This window comes from Sporolactobacillus sp. CQH2019 (assembly GCF_028765345.1).
Taxonomy (GTDB): Bacteria; Bacillota; Bacilli; order Bacillales; family Sporolactobacillaceae; genus Sporolactobacillus.
Window position 1 is genome coordinate 176,722 of the sequence record NZ_JARAJZ010000005.1, and the last position, 23,018, is coordinate 199,739.

Annotated in this window: 19 protein-coding genes and 1 riboswitch; of the genes, 13 read left to right on the forward strand and 6 right to left on the reverse strand. The window is 49.6% G+C overall.

Annotated elements, in window-relative coordinates:
* Nucleotides 1-24 precede the first annotated feature (24 nt).
* Nucleotides 25-1,041 (reverse strand): GntG family PLP-dependent aldolase, encoded by a 1,017-nt coding sequence (locus tag OYT88_RS08995; RefSeq protein WP_274399425.1) that lies wholly within the window; start codon nt 1,039-1,041, stop codon nt 25-27.
* A 215-nt stretch (nt 1,042-1,256) separates the two neighbouring features.
* Between OYT88_RS08995 and OYT88_RS09000 the strand changes: the two genes are divergently transcribed.
* The 5 genes from OYT88_RS09000 (at nt 1,257) to plsX (ending at nt 7,109) form a co-directional block, all read left to right on the forward strand.
* On the forward strand, nt 1,257-2,216 hold the full coding sequence (locus OYT88_RS09000; RefSeq protein ID WP_274399427.1) for an L-lactate dehydrogenase: 960 nt from the start codon (nt 1,257-1,259) through the stop codon (nt 2,214-2,216).
* Nucleotides 2,217-2,496: 280 nt separating this feature from the next.
* Entirely contained in the window at nt 2,497-3,417 is a 921-nt protein-coding gene (locus tag OYT88_RS09005) for a branched-chain amino acid transaminase (RefSeq protein ID WP_274399429.1), read from the forward strand.
* 208 nt (nt 3,418-3,625) lie between these two features.
* The gene (locus OYT88_RS09010; RefSeq protein ID WP_274399431.1) at nt 3,626-4,525 is read left to right on the forward strand and encodes an ABC transporter ATP-binding protein; all 900 of its coding nucleotides are present in this window, start codon (nt 3,626-3,628) and stop codon (nt 4,523-4,525) included.
* Nucleotides 4,518-5,759, forward strand: coding sequence for an ABC transporter permease (locus OYT88_RS09015; RefSeq protein WP_274399432.1), 1,242 nt, complete (start codon nt 4,518-4,520; stop codon nt 5,757-5,759). Before OYT88_RS09010 ends, OYT88_RS09015 begins: the two co-directional genes overlap by 8 nt.
* 336 nt (nt 5,760-6,095) lie before the next feature.
* Nucleotides 6,096-7,109 (forward strand): phosphate acyltransferase PlsX, encoded by a 1,014-nt coding sequence (gene plsX / locus OYT88_RS09020; protein ID WP_274399433.1) that lies wholly within the window; start codon nt 6,096-6,098, stop codon nt 7,107-7,109.
* Nucleotides 7,110-7,321: 212 nt separating this feature from the next.
* Here plsX and metA read toward each other — a convergent pair whose 3' ends face one another.
* The 3 genes from metA to OYT88_RS09035 form a co-directional block, all read right to left on the reverse strand.
* Nucleotides 7,322-8,230: a homoserine O-acetyltransferase MetA gene (gene metA, locus OYT88_RS09025; RefSeq protein ID WP_274399434.1), complete on the reverse strand. Its 909-nt coding sequence runs from the start codon at nt 8,228-8,230 to the stop codon at nt 7,322-7,324.
* A gap of 308 nt (nt 8,231-8,538) precedes the next feature.
* Nucleotides 8,539-8,901: a hypothetical protein gene (locus OYT88_RS09030; RefSeq protein WP_274399436.1), complete on the reverse strand. Its 363-nt coding sequence runs from the start codon at nt 8,899-8,901 to the stop codon at nt 8,539-8,541.
* Between the two features lie 84 nt (nt 8,902-8,985).
* On the reverse strand, nt 8,986-10,341 hold the full coding sequence (locus OYT88_RS09035; RefSeq protein ID WP_274399437.1) for a YeiH family protein: 1,356 nt from the start codon (nt 10,339-10,341) through the stop codon (nt 8,986-8,988).
* 225 nt (nt 10,342-10,566) lie between these two features.
* Nucleotides 10,567-10,670, reverse strand: a riboswitch (SAM riboswitch).
* A 521-nt stretch (nt 10,671-11,191) separates the two neighbouring features.
* Here OYT88_RS09035 and OYT88_RS09040 point away from each other — a divergent pair.
* The 5 genes from OYT88_RS09040 (at nt 11,192) to OYT88_RS09060 (ending at nt 17,242) form a co-directional block, all read left to right on the forward strand.
* A complete protein-coding gene (locus OYT88_RS09040; RefSeq protein WP_274399438.1) occupies nt 11,192-12,820 on the forward strand; it encodes a nitrite/sulfite reductase in 1,629 nt (542 codons plus the stop codon).
* Nucleotides 12,821-12,829: 9 nt separating this feature from the next.
* Complete coding sequence (locus OYT88_RS09045; RefSeq protein ID WP_274399440.1) at nt 12,830-13,048, forward strand: DUF3906 family protein; 219 nt, start codon at nt 12,830-12,832, stop codon at nt 13,046-13,048.
* 12 nt (nt 13,049-13,060) lie between these two features.
* Nucleotides 13,061-13,837: a uroporphyrinogen-III C-methyltransferase gene (gene cobA, locus OYT88_RS09050; RefSeq protein WP_274399441.1), complete on the forward strand. Its 777-nt coding sequence runs from the start codon at nt 13,061-13,063 to the stop codon at nt 13,835-13,837.
* Between the two features lies 1 nt (nt 13,838).
* Nucleotides 13,839-14,588 (forward strand): sirohydrochlorin chelatase, encoded by a 750-nt coding sequence (locus OYT88_RS09055; RefSeq protein ID WP_274399443.1) that lies wholly within the window; start codon nt 13,839-13,841, stop codon nt 14,586-14,588.
* 1,376 nt (nt 14,589-15,964) lie between these two features.
* Nucleotides 15,965-17,242, forward strand: coding sequence for a condensation domain-containing protein (locus OYT88_RS09060; protein ID WP_274399445.1), 1,278 nt, complete (start codon nt 15,965-15,967; stop codon nt 17,240-17,242).
* A gap of 243 nt (nt 17,243-17,485) precedes the next feature.
* Here OYT88_RS09060 and lhgD read toward each other — a convergent pair whose 3' ends face one another.
* On the reverse strand, nt 17,486-18,685 hold the full coding sequence (gene lhgD, locus OYT88_RS09065) for an L-2-hydroxyglutarate dehydrogenase (RefSeq protein ID WP_274399446.1): 1,200 nt from the start codon (nt 18,683-18,685) through the stop codon (nt 17,486-17,488).
* A gap of 211 nt (nt 18,686-18,896) precedes the next feature.
* Between lhgD and OYT88_RS09070 the strand changes: the two genes are divergently transcribed.
* The gene (locus tag OYT88_RS09070; protein ID WP_274399448.1) at nt 18,897-20,156 is read left to right on the forward strand and encodes an MFS transporter; all 1,260 of its coding nucleotides are present in this window, start codon (nt 18,897-18,899) and stop codon (nt 20,154-20,156) included.
* 144 nt (nt 20,157-20,300) lie between these two features.
* Here the strand turns inward: OYT88_RS09070 and gpmA are convergent, their stop codons facing one another.
* Nucleotides 20,301-21,008, reverse strand: coding sequence for a 2,3-diphosphoglycerate-dependent phosphoglycerate mutase (gpmA, locus tag OYT88_RS09075; RefSeq protein ID WP_274399641.1), 708 nt, complete (start codon nt 21,006-21,008; stop codon nt 20,301-20,303).
* A 303-nt stretch (nt 21,009-21,311) separates the two neighbouring features.
* On the opposite strand from gpmA, the gene OYT88_RS09080 reads away from it, so the two are divergent.
* Entirely contained in the window at nt 21,312-21,812 is a 501-nt protein-coding gene (locus OYT88_RS09080; RefSeq protein WP_274399450.1) for an Lrp/AsnC family transcriptional regulator, read from the forward strand.
* The gene (locus OYT88_RS09085) at nt 21,812-22,987 is read left to right on the forward strand and encodes an aminotransferase (RefSeq protein ID WP_274399452.1); all 1,176 of its coding nucleotides are present in this window, start codon (nt 21,812-21,814) and stop codon (nt 22,985-22,987) included. The genes OYT88_RS09080 and OYT88_RS09085 overlap by 1 nt, the downstream gene beginning before the upstream one ends.
* Nucleotides 22,988-23,018: the final 31 nt, after the last annotated feature.

Here is a 23,018-nt window from a genome sequence, read left to right on the forward strand (position 1 = left end):
TCTGCTGTTCGGGGTGACAAAGGGTTAGTTGGACTTCAAGATCGACTGCATGACTTCCAGCGTGATCGGCAGATCCTGCGGAGCGATATTCCTGTCGATCACAAAACGAATGGTTTCGCCGTCAAGCAGCAGGACAAGAATCCCGGCCTGCCCGAGCTCATCACGGATTTGTCCGGCCGTTTTTAAGGAGTGCGCCGGATGGACGAGAACAATATTCGTTTCAACCAGGGAAAGATCGACAAACAAACCCGGAAGTTCGGCAAGCCCTGCAGCCAGTTGTTTTGCCAGCAGATGGTCCTGGGCGAGCCGCGGAATCATTTTTTTCAGGGCGACATAGGCAGGTGCGGCAATGATCCCGGCCTGCGGCATGGCAGCCCCCATTTTAGCCCGCCATCTCCGTGCCCGGCGTATCGTCTCACGCGAACCCGCCAGGACTGCTCCTGCAGGAGCACTGAGTCCCTTGCAGAGACAGAGGACGACCGTATCGGCGCAGGCAGCAAAATCATTTATGGGAACACCGGTTGCGACGGAGGCATTGAACAGCCGTGAACCGTCAAGATGGACGCAGCCCGCAGCCTGTCCAATCTGATCATGGATCCTTTTCATTTCGGAAAGGGGCAGAATAGTACCGCCATGCCGATTGTGCGTATTTTCAATACAAAATAAAGGCTGCGTCCCCTTCTTTGCCGCAGCCAGATCGTCATCCCTGACCGAACGGCCGTTATGGGCTTCATAAGTATGGAATCGTCTGTCCGGCAGCAGAAACGCAGTGTAGTCATGCGTCGCAATATGCGACATTTTTTCAACCCAAATATCGGACCCTTCGCGACTCTGGCTCAGAAGGGCCAGCTGATTGCCCAGCGTCGCTGTCGTAGTCAGAATGGCCGCTTCTTTCCCCAGCATTTCCGCAGCTGCCTTTTCAAGCAGATTGACACTCGGATCTTCTCCGTAATAGTCGTCCCCCAGCCGGGCATTGTACATGGCCTGTCTCATTTCTTCTGTCGGAAGGGTGCCGGAATCCGTTCGATAATCAATTGGCATCGTTGTTAAATCCTTTCCATGCAAACTTTGATTCACTCAACTGTTCTATCATTTCATCATTTTATCACAAATTGGAAACAAGAAAAACGGCGGGAGCAGGATCTTAAGAAGGGCCCGTCCCGGATATTTGATAATAACAAATTGCTGAACTAGTGTGAAAAAATGCCATTTTTTGTGTTATTATAAAATAAAATAAAGATTAGAGGCGAAAAAGGATGAAGAATAACAAATTAGTCATTGTCGGTGTCGGACATGTCGGTTCACAAGTTCTCACCGATGCGCTGGCGCTTAATCTCTTCGCTGAGATTGCCGTTATTGATCAGGACAAAGAAAAAGCGAAGGGGGAGGCGCTGGACGGAAGCCATATTACGCCATTCACGTACTGTCCGAATACGGAATTGTATGCAGCGGACTATGACACGTGCACAGATGCCGATGTGATTATTGTCGCGGCCGGGCCGAGCGTGCAGAAGGATGCAAACTATCAGGACCGCGGCACGCTGATCGGAAAAAACGTTGCCGTCATTCGCGAAGTTATGACAGGGATCAGCGCCCATACCAAAGATGCAATCATTATTTTTATCACGAATCCGCTGGATTCAATGGTTTACCTGGCACAGAACTTTTTTGACTATCCGAAAAACCGTATTTTCGGCACCGGGACCTGCCTGGATTCCGCACGTTTCAGAAAAATTATCGCCAATAAATACGGTGTCGATCCGAAAAGCGTTCACGGCTATATGCTCGGCGAGCACGGAAGCACGGCTTTCCCCGCCTGGAGCCTGCTGAATATCGAAGGAATCGGCACCGGCCGGCTGGACGATTATTTTGCACCCGATACACCGCTTGAGAAAGAGCAGATTGCGCAGAAGGTTGTTGAAACCGGTTTCGACATTCTTCATCTGAAAGGGTGGACCAATTCAGGCGTAGCCATGGCGGCATGCACGCTTGCGAAGGCCGTTATGCTTGATGAACACCGCATTTTTCCGGTGTCGACAACTTTGAACGGAGAATACGGATTGAAAGACGTGGCACTGAGCCTGCCATGCGTCGTCGGACGTCAAGGCGTCGAAAAACGGCTGGCCGTCCCGCTGGATGAAGACGAACTGGCTAAACTGAAAGCCACGGTACAGAGTATCAGAGGGACGATGAAAGCCGGCGGCCTGATCGAGTAAACGGCGGCAGAGAGGGTCCCGTAAAAGACTTCTGACGAGGCTCGGCCGCGGTATGCCGATCAAAACATTCTATAATTTATGAATTCATGTAAATTAACTGTAATTTTGTGCTATTATAGAAATTACAAAAAAAAGAAGCAGATGTTGCCGGGTTCGTCAATTACATAAAAACGGATGATAACCGCAAAACGATGGATTGGCTGTGACTATCTCGAAGGCATTTTCTTTTTCAGGCCGGCCCGGCTTCTTTGCAATAAACAGAAAACGAGGAGGAGTTTGCATGTCAGAAAACTATGTTTATTTTCAGGGTCAGTTGAGTAAAGAGGACGATGTGAAAATCAGCGTCCGCAGCAAGGCGTTCAATTACGGCCTCGGCGTTTTCGAAGGCATCCGGGCCTATTGGGACGAAGAGAAAGAACAGCTTTACGGTTTTAAGCTTAAAGAACATTATGAAAGGCTCAAACAATCGGCAAAGACCGTTAATCTGAACTTCGATTTGACAGTCGATGATCTCTGTCGCGGAACAGTGGAACTGCTGAAGAAGAACAACTGCCGCCAGACGACCTATATCCGGCCGATTGTCTACAATGATGCTCAGGACATCGGGCCGACGCTGGACAGCAGTGACGTCAAGGTTGTTATTTACACGCAGCCGCTCAATAAATATGCCGGCAGGCCCGAACTGAGCGTCGGCGTCACTTCCTGGAGACGCCTGTCGAACAATCAGCTGCCGCCGCGCACGAAAGCAACTGCCGCTTATATGAACTCCGCACTCGCCGCACTCGAAACGAAGCGTGCCGGATTTGACGAAGCTGTTTTCCTGACGGACGGCGACAAGGTCTGTGAAGGATCCGGTGAAAATATCTTTATCTTTAAGAAGGGCAAGCTGATCACGCCGCCGCCGTCAGATAACATCCTTGAAGGTATCACCCGCGAACTGGTCATGAAGCTGGCCGGGGAAGATCTGGGCCTGGATGTTGTCGAGCGGAGTATATCAAGATCCGAACTCTATGTCGCCGACGAAGTATTCTTCAGCGGCACTGCGATGGAAGTGACTCCGATCGTCGAAGTCGATCACAGAACGATCGGAACCGGGCACGAAGGCGAAGTTTGTAAACAGATCAAGGATCTTTTCTTCGGGCTTACAACGGGCCGGAATCCGAAGTATGCGGAATCCTGCACACCGGTATACCCAAAATAATTTTTTCCGGACGGAAGCAGGCCGGAGTGAAGAGAGATCGGCTCTTCACTCCGGTTTTTTTTACGTTTAAATCGTCTATTTACCAAACGTTCACTTAATCATGAAAAGACTCGTGTTAAAATTTAAATAGTGATCAATTGAAAACTTTAACAGCCGGAATCGCCTGCTTTAGCAAAAAACATAAGATTATCAAAAAAGGGGGAAGAGGATGACACTTGAGGCGGATTGCCTGACCAAGAAATTTCAGAACTTCACTGCAGTAAAAGATCTCAGTTTTGTAGCGGACAGCGGCGAAATTTTCGGGCTGATCGGTCAGAATGGGGCCGGAAAAACAACGACCTTCAGGATGATTCTGAACCTGCTGGCCCCGACAAGCGGAAAAATCAAGTGGAACGGAGAACCGGTCCATGCGCTGAACAGAGACATGATTGGTTATCTTCCTGAAGAGCGCGGCATGTATCCGAAAATGCCCGTTGAAGAGCAGTTAATTTTTTTCGGAAGACTGCGCGGGAAAGGGAAGGCAGAACTTAAGAAAGAAACCGAGGCCTGGCTGGAACGTTTCGGGCTTGCCGACAAGCGGAATGTACTGACCGAAACATTATCAAAGGGCAATCAGCAGAAGGTACAGCTGATTGCCAGCCTGATTCATAAGCCGTCCCTCCTGATCCTGGACGAGCCGTTCAGCGGTCTCGATCCGGTCAATGCCGGCCTGCTGAAAGAAGCGATTATCGACTTGAAGGAGCGGGGCGCAACGATCATTTTTTCCAGCCATCGTATGGATCATGTGGAAGAGCTTTGTGATCATCTCTGCCTTCTGAAACGCGGAGAATCGCTTTTTACCGGAGCAATCCGCGACTTGAAGGCGCAGTTTGGAAAAATTAACCTGACTTTGCGCGGCCCATTTTCCGAACAATTACTGTCCGGGATGCCGGGCGTCGTCTCAGTAATCCGGGAAAAAGACTGTTTCCGGCTGCTGCTGTCAGACGAAGAAAATGCGAAAGAGATCTTCCGGCTTGTGACAAAGAACGGATTCATCGAACGGTTCAGCCTTGATTATCTGTCCCTGGAAGAGATCTTTAAGCGAAAGGTAGGCAGCGTCCGTGTCTAAATTTTCCGTCCTTTTTTTTCAGTCCTATTCCAGCAAGCTGAAAGCTAAATCCTTTCTGATTACGACAATCATTATGCTTCTGGCACTTGCCGCCATTTTCATGTGGCCGACCGTCAGCAGCTGGTTCTCTCCGGGCAGTCAACCGATGAAGATCACCGTCGTCGATCAGACCGGAGCGAATGCGGGAGCGCTTTTTCAAAGCGGAAGCACCATTAAATTTAATCATTTTTCCGGCAGCGTAAAACAGGCCGATCAGGAAGTGATGCAGCAGAAAGCGGACGGCGTTCTTCTGCTGAATTTAAGCGGAGACGATCGGCTTGCCGCCCAGATCCGCTCGGAAAGCACGCTGAAACTGAACGATCAGCAGACGCTCGAACAATACGTGCAGACTGCCAATCAACTACTGATTATTCAGCAAATGCATCTGACGACGGCTCAGGCGCAGCGCATCCTTTCCGCAAAGGTCACCCTGAATCAACAGCTTATTGACAGCCGGAGCAGCGGAAAAACAAGCTCGGAAAAAACGACGGCTTCATTTATTTCTTACGGCATCGCCCTGCTTGTTTATTTGTTTGCCGTATCGTATCTGTCAATTATTTCTTCAGAAATCGCAGCAGAGAAAGATTCGCGGATTATGGAAATCATCATTTCGAGTGCTTCTCCGGCCATCCATCTCTTGTCCAGGGTTGCCGCAGTCCTGGCCCTTGCCTTTACCCAGACTGTGGTTCTGATTGGGGCAGCCTTGATTTTAGCCTATTATTCAAATAGTGGAAAATATTGGGACATGATGACTCATATCTTTTCAGCCATTTCTCCCTATTATCTTGTTCTCTCGCTTCTTTTCTTTATACTGGCCTGCATCCTGTACACGCTGGTCGGCGCAGTCCTTGGATCTCTTGTAAGCAAAGTACAGGATGTCGGCCAGTCGGTGATGCCCGTAACCTTTATCCTGATGATCGGCTTCTTCGTCGCGATCAGCGGAATGAACAATCCGGATACACTGCTGGTTCAGATTTTTTCCTATATACCGTTTACGTCTTCGATGTTGATGCCGATGCGAATCGGCGCGACGGATATGGGGCTCTGGCAAGCGTTTCTTTCGCTTCTGATCCTCGCTTTTTCGATTATCTGCCTGTTTCTTTTCAGCCTGCGCTTTTATAGAGGATCGGTGCTTACCTATACGTCCGGTTCGATTGTAAAAAAAATAAAGCAGGCGTTCTCGCTGTCCAAATAAAATTTGACCGGCACAGTAAGAATATGACTGTTTATCAAAAGACGGGCCCAAAACAGGAACGGCCGCCTCGGCTTTTCACGCTGCCGGCCCGTCCGATATTTCATGATCGCCGAGCAAAGCAGACCGAAAGCACGATCAATCTGAAAAAGTTCTGAAACCTTCCTTGGACAGTCAACGTATTTAGTGTTAAAGTATTGAGGCAAGGCGGTCATGTCTTTGCCTGCACAAATTGTCGGGTATGTCTTGCAAGGAGTATGAAAGACACGCGGTAAAAAGGGGCCGGACGGTTCGATGACACAACCGGCTGGTCCGTCATTAGAAAAGGAGACTACAGAAATGAGATTAGCAATTGATGCAATGGGCGGAGATCACGCACCGGAAGCAATTGTTGAAGGAGTGATCAGAGCGGCGCACGCATTCCCGGATTTGCATTTTGTTCTCATTGGTGACAGAGAGAAGCTTGAACCGCTTGTCGGTGAACAAGGCCAGATAGAAATCCTGCACACGACCGAAAAAATCGAAGGAACGGACGCGCCGGTGCAGGCCGTACGCCGCAAGAAGCAGGCATCCATGGTTCTTGCCGTACAGGAAGTCCGGGAAGGACGCTGTGAAGCGGCTATCTCTGCGGGGAATACAGGTGCCCTGATGGCATCCGGCCTTTTCGGTGTCGGCCGAATTAAAGGCATTGATCGTCCGGCACTGGCTCCGACTTTGCCTACCATTCATGAAAATAAAGGCTTTCTCTTTCTCGACGTCGGTGCAAACGCAGAGACAAAACCTGAAAATATGCTTCAGTACGCCACAATGGGTTCAATCTATGCCGAAAAAGTATTGCATCGTTCTAACCCGAGTATCGGTCTGCTGAATATCGGCGAAGAACCGGGAAAAGGGAATGAACTGACAAAAAAAGCCTATCAGCTTCTGAGTGAGGCGCCGATCAACTTCATCGGCAACGTTGAACCGCGCGAATTGCTTCAGGGGCCGGCCGATGTGATCGTTGCCGACGGGTTCTCCGGGAACCTGGTCCTGAAAAGTCTTGAGGGAACGGCCATGTCGATCATGACCCTTCTTAAAGAAACACTCGGAAGCTCGCTTTATTCAAAGATTCTGACAGGGCTTATGTACGGAAAACTGAAAGGTCTTAAGAAGCGGATGGATTATTCCGCCTATGGAGGTGCTCTGCTCATGGGCCTGGCCGCCCCGATTATCAAGGCACACGGCGCAGCCAAAAGCGACGCGGTGTTCACTGCGATCAAGCAGGCCAAAACGGTTGTCGAGGAGCATGTGGTCAGGATCATCGGAGAAACAATCAACGACAGCCGGCATGCATGGCTGAACAGCAAGGCCTGAATAAAAAGTCTATATCGAATGAAAGTATACATGAAAAAGGGCGTCTCACTGGCCGGGTTTTCCGGTGATGGGGGCGCTCTGTTCATTTCAACGGTGGAGATCAATCCGGACTTTGCCCCGGCTTCTTGCTCCATCATATTTTCAGAGGAACTTTCCCGGCGGCTGGGACAACTGTCTGCGAAGAAATATGTCCGGGCAGATTCCCGCCGGTTTCATTCCCAGCGATAGGGCGTTTCCTGATACACATAATAATTCAGCCAGTTTGAGAAGAGGAGATGGGCATGTGAACGCCAGCGGTTCACTGGCCGTCGCGCAGGGTCGTCCCCGGGGAAGTAATGTTCAGGCAGATCCGGATTTATGTTCTTCTTCGTGTCGCGTTCATATTCCAAAGCCAGCGTTCCTGTGTCATACTCCAGATGGCCTGTGACCATAATCTGTTTTCCGCCGTTTGCCAGCATGATAAAGGGACCGGCCTCTTCGGAAGAAGAAAGAAGTTTAACTTGCGGGTGACGTGCAAGTGCCGCGCGATCGATATCCGTGTAGCGGGAATGGGGCGCAAAATAAACATCGTCAAATCCGCGCAGCAGTTTTTCCGTCCGGTCGGCCAGCGTATGGCTGAATACACCGGACAGTTTATGCGGAAGAAGTACTTTATTGATACCGAAATGGTAATAAAGCGCCGCCTGGGCGCCCCAGCATATATACAGAGTTGAGGTAACGGAGGCCTTGGACCATTCCATAATTTCCTCCAGCTCATGCCAATAATCAACCGCTTCAAAGGGCAGTTTCTCGACCGGCGCTCCGGTAACAATCAAGCCGTCGTATTTTTTGTTCCGGATTTTGCTGAAAACCGTATAAAATTGTTCCATGTGCAGATGACTGGCGTGCGTCGATTCATGAGTGGCCGTCCGCATGAAAGAAATATTAACTTGAAGCGGTGTATTGCCGAGCAGACGAAGCAGCTGGGCCTCTTCTCTCTGTTTCTCGGGCATCAGATTGAGAATCAATATGTTTAGCGGACGGATGTCCTGACGTGCCGCCCGGTCTTCATTCATGACAAAAATATTTTCTTTTTCAAGAATTTCTCTGGCAGGAAGCAATTCAGGTATTTTAATCGGCATAATATCAGTTCTCCTCACGGTTAACTTGGTTTAACAGCCTTTATAAAACGCTGATCTTTAAAACGGCAACCCTTTCATCCGTGCAGTCCGGATAGATTAGTTCAAGTATAGCTCAGTTTTTTCCCGGCAGCCAGTAATAACTCTGAGCAGTTAAAAACGGAAATTTGAATGAGGTGAATCAAAAAATTGCCTGATAAGTAAAGTTTTCAGCTCGCAAAACAGCTCCCGGCGGCTCGGCCGGGAGCTGAAAATTAACTATGATTCCATGTAAAAAAATTATTTCAATTGACTGCCTGCAGAAGAAAACTTCACAGCAATCCCCATTTTCTTTCGTAATCCACCCTCAGAACATAATCCGACTCATTGTACCCCTGTCCGGACAATAATTCCGAAATCCGATGAGATTCAAATGACTCCGTCTCCATGATTACTCTGTCTTTTTTAGCGGTAATGAGCCATTGATCATGCGCCGACTGCAAAAGTTCAGTCATGCAGGCAATTTTTTCAAGGCGATGAGACAGAAAGACAGCCAGTTCTCTTATTTGCCGGGCGCTGGTTACGCCGGAAAAATGTCGCCTTCCATTCAGCGAGACAACATTTTTCGGTTCCGGCCGCCGGAAATAATAGAAAATAACGGTGACTCTTTCTTTGCATGTCAGATTTTTCTTCATTGGAGACATCTCCCCGAATGGTTGTGCCGTAATATTAATAAGATCATGATAAAAATTGCCTACCTATGTCCGCGTTCGAACAGATTATAACGCCGACCAATACGAATTGAGAATCAGAACAGAGAGGACGTAGCCGAGCACAATATTGACAACGGCGCCCGAACTGAAGGCCGCAAACGGTTTCCAGCCGAACGAGGTCAGCTCTCTGAAGCGCGTTGTCAGGCCGATGGATAAGAAAGTAAATGTAAAGGCCCATGTCCGGAATTCTTTAATCGGAGCGATGATATCCGTATTGATCACATTGCGCCCCGAAAGCGAGGCGCCCGCAATAATCAGTGTCAGAATGGCCGAAGCGGCAAAAAATCCGATCACAAATTTCGGGAAACGGCGCCAGATCTCCGAAGCGTCGGTTTTTGTCCCGGAATTTTTTCGTTCCCAGTAAGTGACGGAAATGAAGGCAAGCACGAAGCACCAGATACCGATAAAAATATCACGACCGATAACTTTCATCAATGTAAACGAGGTCAGTGCCTGATCGCCGAATGTACTGGCAGCCGTGATCCCGGCCGCATCGGCGAATTCCGATGTGCCGATCCAGGCGCCTGCGGGCCCTGCAGCTATCCCCAGCCATTTAACCAGCAGAGTCAGCAGAAAAATAGTCGCAACGGCCCAGATCACGACAAGCGAGATGGAAATCGACACATGTTCTTTTTTAGCCTTAATGGCTCCGCCGACCGCGATGGCCGCGGAAACGCCGCACACGGATCCCCCGACGCCGAGTGTTGCGGCAAAATATTTATCCAGACCGAGCCATTTTGTCCCGACAAAATAGATGACGAAAAAAGTGACCAGAGCGATGATCGTTGCCTGAATAAAGGCGACAGGCCCTGCCTGGAAAATCAATGTGAAGGGAAGCGTCGCACCAAGCAGGACGATTCCGACCTTGACATAAAGTTCGGTTCTGAACGCCGCCGAGAACCATCCCGACACAGGGATCAAATTGCTGATGATCAGGCCGAGCACAAGTGCGACGATCGGCGCTTCAAGATTGTATTGCTGCGCCCAATTCCATGAACTGAAAATATTGATCAGGACGCTGAGGATGAACAGCAGGGTGAAGCCGGCGGCAAACCGGCCGATTTTCTCGTGCAGAAAGAAGGCTGTTAATGAAAATAATATTAAAAAAGTCAGGAATAAAAGAATGATTGAGCCCGCATGCGACGAGAGCGCGCCTGCCAGAGAAGAAAAATGATTCCATTTAGGAATTTGTGCGGTCAGCAGCTTAATTGAACTTCCGGATAGCCAGAATAAAATGCTCAGTAAGACGATAAAAAGGCCGATCCAGACCGACCACCAATCTTCCTTTCGAATGAGCTCATGCCAGCCGGTTTTTGGTATCGATCCTGAATTACCGGATGATGATGTTAAATCAACGGACATAATGTGATCCCTCCTCTTCATAAAAACATGCTGCTTCTCACTGTGAAATCGGTGCCGGTTTGATAGTAAAAGTAAATGACTCTTATCGGAAACGGACGATCAGACAATGAACCAGCTTAAATCGTGCAGCAGATTTTTTTCTGTCTCACGGCATCACCCCCTTTACTCAAAAAAGTCCCCATTCCTAAAGAATGGGGACTACCGACATTAAGAATGTCTCCGTCAACCTTATCTTTCAGGAAAAACCTGTTGGACTTGGCACCTTTACTTTATAAAAAGTGGTTGCCGGACTTCATCGGGCCAATTCCCTCCGTCTCTCTTGATAAGAGTCAATTAAGTTGCGTTAATCCTACCATATTAGTATGCTTTAAGCAAGACAAAATGATAAAATTAATATCCGGTTTACTGCTTGCTAAACAGCCCGATAGATTCAGAGCGGAACGGGTATCCAACAACATCGAACTGCGACTGTTTTTCCAATCATATGAGAAGATTTCTATGGCCGGCATTCATGAGCCGGCTCTTCTTAATCCGGAAATCCGAAAAAGATAAGCCACCCTCATAAATCCGATCATACATATATGAATTATTGACAATATTTTGAGATGAGTCTAGAATGAACTTTACAAAATTAAAAAATATTCAGAGTGATTGAAAACCGGGTCCGATTAAACGCAGAAATCCGGCAAAAAAATGGTCTTTAAACTCAAGTTCAGGTCAGCGGATTTCAGTGGCGCTTTCGAAGACGTCGTTATCAGGCTTTTTCCCGGCTTTTGAAAAAAGGGGAACGATTTTATTCTAAAATAAAAAAACGAGCGCAACGATTCAGAAAAGGGAGGATGGAGCGGAAATGGCTTATGAAAAAGTCTGGGCAAAGAATGAAAGGCTTAATAAAAATGAAATTAATAAACTGGCAAAAGACGGCTTGTCCATTTTTGCCGACATTCCGAACTATGCAGAAAGCGGATTTGAATCCATCCCGAAAGATCAGTATATGTACTTTAAATATGCGGGATTGACGGTTCAGCAGCCGCAGGATAAAGGGCTTTTTATGATGCGGGTGAAAGTGCCGTCCGGAATCATGTCGAACGAGCAGGCAGAGACGCTGGCCGGCATCGGCAGAATTTATGCGCGGAATGTCATCGACATCACAACGCGGCAGGCGATCCAGTACCACTGGATACCGCTCGAGAAACTGCCGGAAATTTTTGAGCGGCTGAAGCAGGTGGGCCTGACGACGAGCGAAGCGGAAGGCGATGCACCGAGAAATATCATGGGCAATCCGCTGGCCGGCATTGATCCGGACGAATTGTTCGACACGCGTCCGATCGTGGATGAAGTCTTTCGTTTCTTTCAGGATAATCCCGATTTTTCGAACCTTCCGCGCAAATTCAAGATTTCAATCAACGCCAATATTCGTAATGCCGGCCACGCCGAAATCAATGACCTCGCTTTTACCCCGGCGACGAAGGTCATCAATGGAGAAAGGGTGAAGGGATTCCATGTTAAGGTGGGCGGCGGTCTGGCGGCGAAACCGTATCTCGCGGAACCGCTCGGCCTGTTCATCCGTCCGGAGCAGACAAAAGCGGTTGCCGCCGCCGTGACGTCCCTGTACCGGGATTTCGGCTATCGGAAGAGCCGTGCGAGAGCCCGGCTCAAATACTTGGTTGCGGACTGGGGCATCGAAAAATTCCGGGAAAAGGTGCTGGAGCTGACCGGCCCGCTGCCGGCAGCAGGGCGCGATGAAACGTCCGGCTGGAACGGCGGCTATTTCTACGGAGTTCACCCGCAGAAACAGCGCGGCTTGAGCTATGTCGGGGTCAGCGTCCCCGTCGGGCGGATTCATGCCTCCGATTTTCTGACGTTCGCACGGCTCGCGAAAAGATACGGAACGGGCGAGCTGAGGACGGTCAATTCTCAGAATCTGATCATTCCGCATATTCCGACGGATCGGATCGGGGAACTGCTCGAGCACGACCTATTTAAAAAGTACCCGGTCCGCCCGTCTCATTTCACGGGATATGCGATGGCCTGCACGGGAAATGAATTTTGCAATCTCGCACTCACCAATACAAAAGACCGCATGAGAGAAATCGCCGCCTACCTTGATCGAGAAGTCGATATTGATGTACCTGTGAGGATCAATATGGTCGGCTGCACCAATTCATGCGGGCAGCGCCACATTGCCGACATCGGCATTCAGGGACTGAAACTGCGTACCAGGGACAAGCAATTGATCGATGCCTACGAAATCTTCGTCGGCGGAACATTGTCAGACGGCGGCCACTTTAATGAACGCTTAAAAGGAAGAATTGCAGACTTTATTTTACCGGAAGTTTTGAAATTTTTTTTATTGTATTTTAAGGAGAACAAGAAAAAAGGCGAGACATTTTTTGCGTTCAGGAGCCGTGTCGGAATCGATGTGCTGCAGGACGTGCTGGATGATATCATGAAACATCGCGTTGAAAGTGTTGGATGAGGTGGAATTATGGAGCTGTTCCGTTTTATCGTCACATCAAACGAGAATGAAACGGTCGCTGTAGCCGTTGCAGAAAATGAGGAGGCAGCTTTCCGGGTCGTTGATTCGGAGCTGCAGCGCACCTTTTTAAAACGTTTGAAAGTTGACAGCATCGTTTTGCTGGAAAAGAAAAAAATAGGCAAAAGCGGAGCGGGTTTTGTAATCCGGCCGCGTGAAACGTATGAATGAGGGTGATGTACGATGGGAAAAGTGTACCTTGTAGGGGCGGGGCCCGGGGATCCCGACCTGATTACAGTCAAAGGGCTCCGTCTGATCCGCGCCGCCGATACAATCCTCTATGATCGTCTTGTCAATGAGACATTGCTGAACGAGGCCAAACATTCAGCCGATCTGATCTATTGCGGAAAATGGCCCCATGCACATCCTCTGAAGCAGGAGAACATCAACCATCTGCTCGCGGCCCATGCACGCAAAGGCCGGATCGTCGTCCGTCTTAAGGGAGGAGATCCCTTTATCTTCGGACGCGGAGGAGAAGAGGCTGCCTTTTTGGCCAAAGAAGGCATCGCTTTCGAAATTGTTCCGGGCATCACGGCGGGCATAGCCGCTCCGGCGTACGCGGGCATCCCGGCAACGCATCGTGAATATGCAAGCTCGATCGCATTGGTCGCCGGACATTCGAAATCGGAAGGCAGTGAGAGAATCAACTGGGATAAACTGGCTACGGGAGCCGACACTCTGGCTATCTATATGGGCGTGGCCGCTCTGCCGCACATTGTATCCGAACTCGTCAGCCATGGCCGTATTCCGTCAACGCCCGTCGCGCTCATTGAATGGGGAACAACGGCCCGCCAGCGAACGGTCACATCCGTTCTCAGCGGCATTGTCAGGGAAGCCGAAAAGTACCGCATTGAGAATCCGTGTATGATTATCGTCGGTGAGGTCGTAAGGCTGAGAAAAGAACTGAAATGGTTCGAAAGCGATGAAAAGCCGTTCGACATTGTTCGGGAGGCATTCTGATATGCTCGCAGTCCTTTACATCGGCCACGGAACGCGGCTGATTGACGGCGTCAGGCAGGCAAACCAATTTCTTTATTCATGCATGAAAGGCATTTCGGCGCCGATTCAAGAAATCTGTTACCTCGAGCGTGTACAGCCGGACATCCGGGAAGGAATCCGCCGCTGCATTGAAAAAGGAGCGCAGATCGTCCTCATCCAGCCGCTGCTGCTGCTGTCCGCCGGCCATGCCAAACGCGATATTCCCGCAGTAGTCGATGAAGCAAGATCACTTTATCCTGACATTATTTTCATCGTGGGCCGTCCTCTGGGCGTCGACCCGAAGATTGTTGACATTTTAATCGAGAGAATCTTTGAAAAGCGGAAAATAATTCCCGAAAACTCCGGTATCGTGTTAGTCGGCAGAGGTTCGAGCGACCCGGAAACAAAACACGATTTCGCTTCGATCAGACGCCTGCTGAATGAAAGGGGACTAAACCGTGTTTTATCCTGTTACATGGCAGCTGCCCGCCCCTCGTTTGAGGAAGGGCTGGACCTTGCATTAAAAAAAGGATGGGAGCAGACATTTGTCGTCCCCTACCTGCTGTTTACAGGCGTTTTAATGAAAACCCTTAAAAAGGCCATTGATCTCAGAAATAAAACAGATACCTCATTTGTGCTGTGCAGCCCCCTCGGCTATCACCCCGTTCTGATCCGCTTAATGAAAAAACGGATCAGAGAGTCCCTTAAAAATGTCCTGCCCCATTACACTTAACATCATCGGAAGCAGGGCGTGATTGAATGGGCGGCGGGCGGGCAAGCGAAGCTGGCCGCGCCCGTGTCGGCAATGCAGCTATGATTCCCGGTGAAAGTCCGGAAGCGATCATTCAGAATCATCGGACCTGTGAGCGGCAGAAAGTCTTTTTTAAGACATCCTGCCGCTTTTTTGCAGCCCATGATTCCTGCAGCGCATCCGGATTCCGGGTCATGAAAGAAGAGCTTATTTCTAAAAGGCGTCCGCGGGCAGCAGCTCGAGTGAGGCAAGCACGGCAGCACGGCGCGGCCGGCTGTTTCGGGCCAGATCGATAAACGGCTTCTAACGGTCGATAACCCTGACGTAACGATCGATAAACTCGCTGCGACGACCGATAAAACAAGCATGCCGGCCGATAAAACAGGCATAACAACCGAGAAAACCCCGGCCGCGGTTGAGCCATCAATCAGGAATAATTTTTCTGTTCTGATTATTCTCACCTATTGATTCCAGTCCGTTTACTGCCGATATTTTGCTTTTTACTGTTGATACGCCGGCGTCTCCCGGTGATTTTAACCACGATTCACGGGAATCCGCGGCGGGCCGAAGAAAAAGGCCGGGCGTTTCCGCCATGCAACGCCCGGCCGCACAGGACAGTCCTCTTTTTCCAGCGGAATATCAACCGCCGTGCGCATGAACATTCAAAAGGACAGACTGCCGTGCCAAGCAACCGCTTTTCGCAAGAATCTCCTGGATACATGACTTGAGGAAATACCCATTTTCTAAAAAATGATATTATCCGGGAAAATATTTTTTCGAACCGAAGCGATCTCCCCACTAAAGAGCAGCAGGGCGATGGCTATTATCTGTCTTAAGGCAGTTTTCCCTCACTTCGGACATCTCTCTCAATTTTAAAAGGATGAGGCACCTTTCCGTGCCCGGCTTATCCGTGTATGGCAGTACGGATCGCGGTCACTGCCTGCGGGCAAACGGAATCATCGGTCGATCATTTTAGGCGGCTGACTCAAATTTTCCAGACAGGGCCTGTCCTGCGGATGAATCATTTGCCGGCAGGCTTTCGAAACACTTATAATGAACACATAAAAAACAATCTTACCGGCAAGGGCGGCGACACATAATGAGTGGGTCCGGAAAAAAGGCAGGCGGCAGATTTCATTGGCCGTTTTCAAAAAGATGTTATTTCTGCCATAAAAAGAAATCAGGCATGCGGAGATACGAAAATGATAAAGGCGAAGTCATCTACGTTTGTCTTCAGTGTGTGGATTACGCCGAGCGAAGAGCTTTTCGAAAATTGTAAAAAGAAACGGTAAATACATTATGTAAACTTAAAGCAACAGACTGCGAATATGGCAGACCAAATAAGGGAGATGGATGGAATGGCGACACGTCAAAAGCATCGCTATCCGACTGAAAGTGCGGATATCAAACATTTTATTTCAGGAGAAAAGAAACGGAACGATCATTATCTGCACGCCGTCATCCGATTCGATCGAACCGTTGACGTCGATCTGCTGAGAAACGCAGTTCAGGCAACATTTAGAGCCGTTCCTCTGCTGACATGCCGGTTTGTTGAAAGCGGTGAGAAGGCTTTCTGGGAAGAGGCCGGCTGGACCGCCCGCGAGATGGTCTCTCTGATTGAATCGACGGACCGTGAAAAGGATGTTCAGGCACACCTTGTAATCAAACCGGACGAAAAGGCGGGTCCGCAGCTGCGTATCACAGTCGTCAGGGAAAAAAATGCGGATACACTTGCGTTCATCATGAATCATATGATTTGTGACGGCGGGGGAATGAAAGACTATCTGTATCTGCTCAGCCAATGCTACTCCGTATTGGCAGCCGGCCCGGATCATCCGATGCCGGATATGCCGGATCCGGCATTGCGCAGCATTAATCAGGTTTTCAGCGGCATGAGCCGGGAGCAGAAGGACCGAATCCGCCAAGCGCAGCTCTCGCCTTATGTCCAGTCTGAAAGGGACCATCTGCCGCTGACAGGAGACGAGCATCATCCTTTTGTGATCACACATCAGGTCCCGGCAGAGCAATTCGACTCAATCAAAGATTATGCGAAAAGGAGAGGAGCCACGGTCAACGACGCACTGTTCGCCGCTTATGTCTGTGCGCTGTCCGAAGCTCTGAGCACCGATTTGATTGTCCTTGATTGCCCGGTCAACAGCCGCGCCTATCTTCCAAAAGATTATCGGCCGGGCATCTGCAATCTAACCTCAAATATCATCTGTGCCGTTCCGAGCCATGCCGGTGAATCATTCGATGAAGCCTTAGCAAGTGTCAAAAAAGTAATGGATCGGCAGAAGGGCAGCCTGGAACCGTTTAAAGTCTACTGGGATCTGGAAGAAGTCTATCGGACGCTGCCCCTGCCGGAAGCCAAGAAGCGCTTTCCGAAAATCTACAGCATCCCATTCAATGGCATGACCAACATCGGTATCATTGACGACAGAATTTTATCTTTTAAGGGCCTTCATGTCAGAGACGCATTTATCTCCGGCTCGATTAAATATGCTCCCTATTTTCAGATCGCAGTCACGACATTCAGAAAAGCAATGACGTTCAGCACCAATTTTCACGGAACGGAAGCAGACCGCGAATGGCTTGACCGCTTCGTTAAAAGGATGATCGGTTATTTCCCAAAATAAAACCGGAAGGCAGATCGGACAGGGAACGAGTGTTTTACGTTTTGAAAAAAATTTTCTCATACGTCTTTGATCATTTTCCTTGCTCCGGCCGGCAGCACATGAATCGGTCCGGCACCATTATCTTTCGCGCAACGCATACGGCTCAGAAAGCCGCCGGACTGCTCAATTCCGACAGTCCGGCGGCTTTATTTGCTGGTTATCTCTGGTCGATTGCAAGGGCAGCCCGATCCGGAGTTTGCAGATTCAGACAAATTGTGCCGATTCCGTTACTTTCCTGCAGATGGCTTCTCCGATCGACAGAGAAGCGGTTGCGGCCGGAGAAGGGGCATTCAGAACATGCAGGGCATGGCGGTGGCGGATCATCATAAAATCGTCGGCCAGCACCCCGTCACGGGTTAAAGCCTGGGCACGGACGCCCGCCTGAGCACGGAAAACGTCCTCTTCGCCGATCTGCGGAATCATCAATTTCATGCCGGCAACAAACCTTTTTTTACTAAGTGAACGCGCCATTTCTCCGATTCCGTAGCTCATATTTTTAGCCGCAATTTTCCAGAGGGCAGGGTAAGAGACGGCATTCAGGAATTCTCCGAGTTTGAAATCGCGCTTGCGGTAGCCTTCTCTTCTAAAGCCCAGAACGGCATTGGGCCCGGCCAGCACACGCCCGTCGATCATTCTTGTAAAATGAACGCCTAGAAACGGAAATTTCGGATTGGGAACAGGATAGATCAGATTTTTTACGAGATAGCGTTTTTCAGGCTTTAGTTCGTAGTATTCTCCGCGGAACGGAACAATGCGCATTTCCGGCCGGGCGCCTTCTTTAATCGCCAACCGATCACAATACAATCCCGCACAGTTTACGAGAAAACGAGAAGAGAAACTGTCCCGGGCACACTCGACGGTGACGCCGTCTTTATTCTCGTGAATCCCGAGTACTTCATGGTTCAGATGGATTTCACCCCCGCGTTGACTGATGATATCCGCCAGGCCGTTCGCGACTTGCTTGTAATCGACGATGCCCGTCGATTTCACATGAATCGCTTTTAAACCCCGAGCGTGCGGTTCAATCTCGTGCAGCTGTTCCGGATTCAGCCAAGCGAGATCGAGCCGGTTTTCCAGACCGCGGCGATACAAACCGTCCAAAAGCGGCAATTCTTCCGGTGCGACCGCGACAATGACTTTACCGCAGTTTTCATAGGGAATGTCCCGGGCGTCGCAAAGGGCACGAAGCTTCGCCCCGCCTTCTCGGGCAAACCGGGCTTTCAGGCTGCCCGGCCGGTAATAAATGCCCGAATGGATGACCCCGCTGTTGTGGCCGGTCTGATGGTAAGCGACCGTCTTTTCTTTTTCAAGGACTGCAATCCTGGCATGAGGATTGCTTGTACCGAGCGCATAGGCGGTGGAAAGACCGACGATGCCGCCGCCGACAATCAGATAATCCAACATAGCCCTTCATCTCTCTTTTTGCTTAGTAAGCGATTGCATCATGATTTGTACGATAAATTATAAAATTGGCAAAAGAAAAAATCAACAAAAAAACATTGCATAAAAATTGATCATTAAATTTAATTATTCTAAGATGAAGAAGTACTATTTGTGAACATTTTGTGTATTTTGATGCAAACGCTTACTTTTGTATGGAAAGAGGGAATGAAGAGTGTCAAAGATTGAAAAAGCGGGCTCCGTCTATGACAGCCGCACGAAAACAATCGCTTCTTCAACAAATTTTCGTTGGTGGTTCGCGGTTGCGCTCTGGATCCTGCTGCTGATCTCCTATATTGACCGGACGAATATTTCGATTGCCGGTCCGTTCATGGTCAGCAACGGGGTCGTGACGGCAGCCGCACTGGCGCTGGGAAACAGTCTGTTTCTGTTCATGTACGGTCTGTCCAACATTTTCGGCGGCTATCTGGGCGACAAATACGGACCGCAGAAAATTGCCATTGTCGCATTGACCTGGTGGTCTTTGATGACTTTGTTCTGCGGATTTGTCTGGAGCTCGCTGTCCCTTGTATTTTCCCGCGTTCTTCTCGGACTGGGTGAAGGGATGCACTGGCCGCTCAATTCAAAATGGGTCAAATCGTGGTTCCCGGCCCATGAACATGCCCGTGCCAACATGTTCTGGAATTTCGGGCTGTCGATGGGGCCGATTATTACAGGGCCGCTCGTCACCTGGATGATTCTCGCTTCGGGAACGTGGAGAACACCTTTTATTGTTTTTGCGCTTCTCGGATTCATCGTTATGATTCCGCTGATTCTGATCGTTGCCAAAGACCGTCCGGAACAAAGCAGGTTTGTATCCAAGAATGAACTGATCTATATCCAGTCGGATAAAGCGGAAGAAGCGGCTGAGACGGTGAAGATGTCTCAGGTGTTCCGCAAGTCGGATTTCTGGCTCCTGCTGATCAACTGGTCCGGCATGGCAACCATTTTTTACGGCATTCTGTTCTGGCTGCCTTCCTATCTGATCAATGTGCGTCATGTATCGGTGAGCATGACCGGATTCTGGTATATGATGCCTTATATCCTGATGACCGTTTGTATTATTGCTACGTCATTTTTAAGCGATAAGATCATGAAACGTGCCGTTTTTGCGGGAATCGGAACATTGATCGCCGGGCTGGGCCTTCTGATCGGGACACACGTCAGCAACATTGTGCTGGCAATGACGCTGATTTCAATATCAAGCGCGATGAACGGTGTCATTCTGCCGACGGTTTGGAGCGCGCTGCAGCGCATGTTTCCAAGCAAAAGCGTCGGAGCGGGCGCAGGCGTGCTGAACGGACTGGAAAATATCATTTCGGCCGTCGGAACGTTTATCCTCGGCATTTCCTTCACCGTCGGCTTTTCTTATTTGATCATTTTCGCGTTGATCGGCGGTCTCAGCGGACTCATTCTAGCGAAAAAAGGCTATTAAAATCAGCGAAATCTTCCGGCGGGCCGATAAGAAAGCGCGCCGCAGGAACAGGGAAAAAAGCCGGGACTTGAATCCGGCTTTTTCAAATCGGCATCGTTCGGTCATAAAAAATAATTCTGCTAAAAACGAGTTGCAGTGATTCGATCAATCATCGACCGACGGTTCCAAAGTCGCTTCCCGCTTGGAAAGAACAGTCAGTTCACGGTCGAATTCATAGATAATCGGAACCCCGGTCGGAACGTCCACATGAACGATCGCTTCATCGGACAGATGATCAAGATACTTGAAGAGTGCACGCAAAGTGTTTCTGTGACTGACAATCAGGACGTTTTCACCGTCAATCAGATGCGGGGCAATCTGGTCCGCCCAGCAGGGAAGCACGCGTTCAAGGGTCGTTTTCAGGCTCTCGCCCGCGGGAAGAAGATGCGGATCGACATGGCGGTATCGCGGGTCGTGACACGGATGGCGTGGATCGCCGGCATCGAGCAGAGGAGGAAGAATGGCGAAACTTTTACGCCAGCCGTCCACCCGTTCTTTGCCGTATTTGACCGCCGTCTCCGCCTTGTTCAGCCGCTGCAGCGCTCCGTAGCTGCGCTCATTAAGACGCCATGTTTTATGAACAGGAAGCCATTCCCGGCCGATCTCGTCCAGAATATACTGAAGCGTCTTAATTGAACGCCTGAGAACCGACGTATAGGCCACATCAAAGGAAATATTCATTTTTTTAATGATCCGTCCGGCCGTCCTGGCTTCATCAATGCCTTTCTCCGTCAAAGCGATGTCTTCCCAGCCGGAGAAAAGATTGGATTCATTATATTCGCTTTCGCCATGTCTGACGACGACAAGTTTCATCATGTGATCCCTCCGCATGCACATGTCTGCCGGCATGTCGGCAATGCCGCATTCATCAATAAAAAAACTTTACTTTAATTAGTATACTTTATTGAAAAAATATTTCCAATGATCGGTGTCACGCCCGATAAGAATTCGCCCCGCAGAAAACGAGACGAGAAAACCGTATTTTTCCCATTCCCCTGGGACGTGATCCGAATGGTTAATTTTCGCCGATGACAGTTTTCACTGCAGGCCCGAAGTTATATAATAGCTGTAACGTTTCTGTTAATTGAAGATGTGAAGCGAGAGAGGGGAGATTCGATGAAACTGACTGCGACCGAGGTCGAGATTGCGGAAATTCTGGAAAAAGATGCTCGTCTGACCAATGAAGATCTGGCTAAAATGACAAATCTGAGTATAGATCAAACCAGCGCCATCGTAAAAAAACTGGAGGAAGAAAACGTCATTGTCCGTTATGTATCGCTTGTAGACTGGACAAAAATCGACGGGCACCAGGGAGTCACCGCCATGATCGATGTCAAGGTGACGCCCAAGCGGGATGTCGGATTCAGCAATGTTGCGGAAAGGATCTATCGCTACAGAGAGGTCAAATCGGTCTATCTCATGTCGGGAACTTATGATCTTTCTGTCGTTGTCGAAGGACAATCGGTTAATGAGGTCGCTCATTTCGTCACTCAGAAGCTTTCGACCATCGACGGTGTCATTTCGACCACGACACATTTTGTCCTGAAGAAATACAAACATGACGGAACAATCTATGATCAGAGCGATAACGATAAAAGAATTGTGGTGTCGCCGTAATGGAACTGAAGACCACTTACCTTGCGCAGCATGTAAGAGAGCTGAAGCCTTCCGGTATCCGCAAATTTTTTGATGCCACGGCAGGGATGAGCGGCGTCATTTCACTCGGCGTTGGCGAGCCTGATTTTGTAACGCCCTGGAATGTCAGAGAAGCAGCCATTCTTTCGCTTGAAGACGGTTACACGTCTTACACGGCCAACGCCGGTCTGCCGGAATTGAGAGAAGAAATCGCGAAGTATATGGAAAGAGACTTCTGTGTGGCTTATAATCCGGAGTCTGAGATTACCGTTACCGTCGGCGCAAGCGAAGCGATTGACATAGCGCTCAGGGCGATTCTCGATCCCGGCGACGAAGTGCTGGTTGTCGAGCCGTGCTTTGTCTCCTATGCTCCGCTCGTGACGCTTGCCGGAGGCGTCCCGGTTATTGTACCGGCTCTGAAGGAGAATGACTTTAAAGTCCGCGCCTGGCAGCTGGAGAAAGCCGTCACGGAGCGAACGAAAGCGATTATGATCTGCTCTCCGAACAATCCGACCGGAGCGATGCTGAGCAAAGCGGAAATGGAACAGATTGCCGATGTCGCTAAAAAACACGATTTACTGATTCTTTCCGACGAAATTTATGCCGAACTGGTTTACGACGAACTTTATACCAGTTTTGCGGCCATCGAGGGCATGCGCGAACAGACGATCTTGGTCAGCGGTTTCTCCAAAGACCTGGCGATGACCGGATGGCGGCTCGGCTTTGTCTGCGCGCCGGCGGAGATCATGGAAGGCATGCTGAAAATCCATCAGTACGCGATCATGTGTGCTTCGACGATGGCGCAGTATGCCGGCATCGAAGGGCTGAAAAACGGCAGAAAAGACGTTGCCGAGATGAGGAAAAGCTACAGGCAGCGCCGTAATTTCATCGTTCGTTCCCTGAACGAAATGGGTCTTGCCTGCCACAATCCGGAAGGGGCCTTTTATACTTTTCCTTCCATCGAATCAACCGGATTCAGCTCCGAACAGTTTGCGAAAAAACTGCTGCAGGCTGAAAAAGTCGTCGTTGTTCCGGGGAATGCCTTCGGTTCGGGCGGTGAAGGCTATGTTCGATGTTCCTATGCCACATCTATGGCACAGCTTCAGGAAGCAATGACGCGGATGCGCCGATTTGTAGAAAATCTGTCGGACAACTAAACGCAAGAGACACATTAAATCGGCCCGAGTA

Coding starts and splice junctions, on each gene's coding strand:
- OYT88_RS08995 (WP_274399425.1), bottom strand. CDS start 1,041: ATGCCAATTGATTATCGAACGGATTCCGGCACCCTTCCGACAGAAGAA.
- OYT88_RS09000 (WP_274399427.1), top strand. CDS start 1,257: ATGAAGAATAACAAATTAGTCATTGTCGGTGTCGGACATGTCGGTTCA.
- OYT88_RS09005 (WP_274399429.1), top strand. CDS start 2,497: ATGTCAGAAAACTATGTTTATTTTCAGGGTCAGTTGAGTAAAGAGGAC.
- OYT88_RS09010 (WP_274399431.1), top strand. CDS start 3,626: ATGACACTTGAGGCGGATTGCCTGACCAAGAAATTTCAGAACTTCACT.
- plsX (WP_274399433.1), top strand. CDS start 6,096: ATGAGATTAGCAATTGATGCAATGGGCGGAGATCACGCACCGGAAGCA.
- metA (WP_274399434.1), bottom strand. CDS start 8,230: ATGCCGATTAAAATACCTGAATTGCTTCCTGCCAGAGAAATTCTTGAA.
- OYT88_RS09030 (WP_274399436.1), bottom strand. CDS start 8,901: ATGAAGAAAAATCTGACATGCAAAGAAAGAGTCACCGTTATTTTCTAT.
- OYT88_RS09035 (WP_274399437.1), bottom strand. CDS start 10,341: ATGTCCGTTGATTTAACATCATCATCCGGTAATTCAGGATCGATACCA.
- OYT88_RS09040 (WP_274399438.1), top strand. CDS start 11,192: ATGGCTTATGAAAAAGTCTGGGCAAAGAATGAAAGGCTTAATAAAAAT.
- OYT88_RS09045 (WP_274399440.1), top strand. CDS start 12,830: ATGGAGCTGTTCCGTTTTATCGTCACATCAAACGAGAATGAAACGGTC.
- cobA (WP_274399441.1), top strand. CDS start 13,061: ATGGGAAAAGTGTACCTTGTAGGGGCGGGGCCCGGGGATCCCGACCTG.
- OYT88_RS09055 (WP_274399443.1), top strand. CDS start 13,839: ATGCTCGCAGTCCTTTACATCGGCCACGGAACGCGGCTGATTGACGGC.
- OYT88_RS09060 (WP_274399445.1), top strand. CDS start 15,965: ATGGCGACACGTCAAAAGCATCGCTATCCGACTGAAAGTGCGGATATC.
- lhgD (WP_274399446.1), bottom strand. CDS start 18,685: ATGTTGGATTATCTGATTGTCGGCGGCGGCATCGTCGGTCTTTCCACC.
- gpmA (WP_274399641.1), bottom strand. CDS start 21,008: ATGAAACTTGTCGTCGTCAGACATGGCGAAAGCGAATATAATGAATCC.
- OYT88_RS09080 (WP_274399450.1), top strand. CDS start 21,312: ATGAAACTGACTGCGACCGAGGTCGAGATTGCGGAAATTCTGGAAAAA.
- OYT88_RS09085 (WP_274399452.1), top strand. CDS start 21,812: ATGGAACTGAAGACCACTTACCTTGCGCAGCATGTAAGAGAGCTGAAG.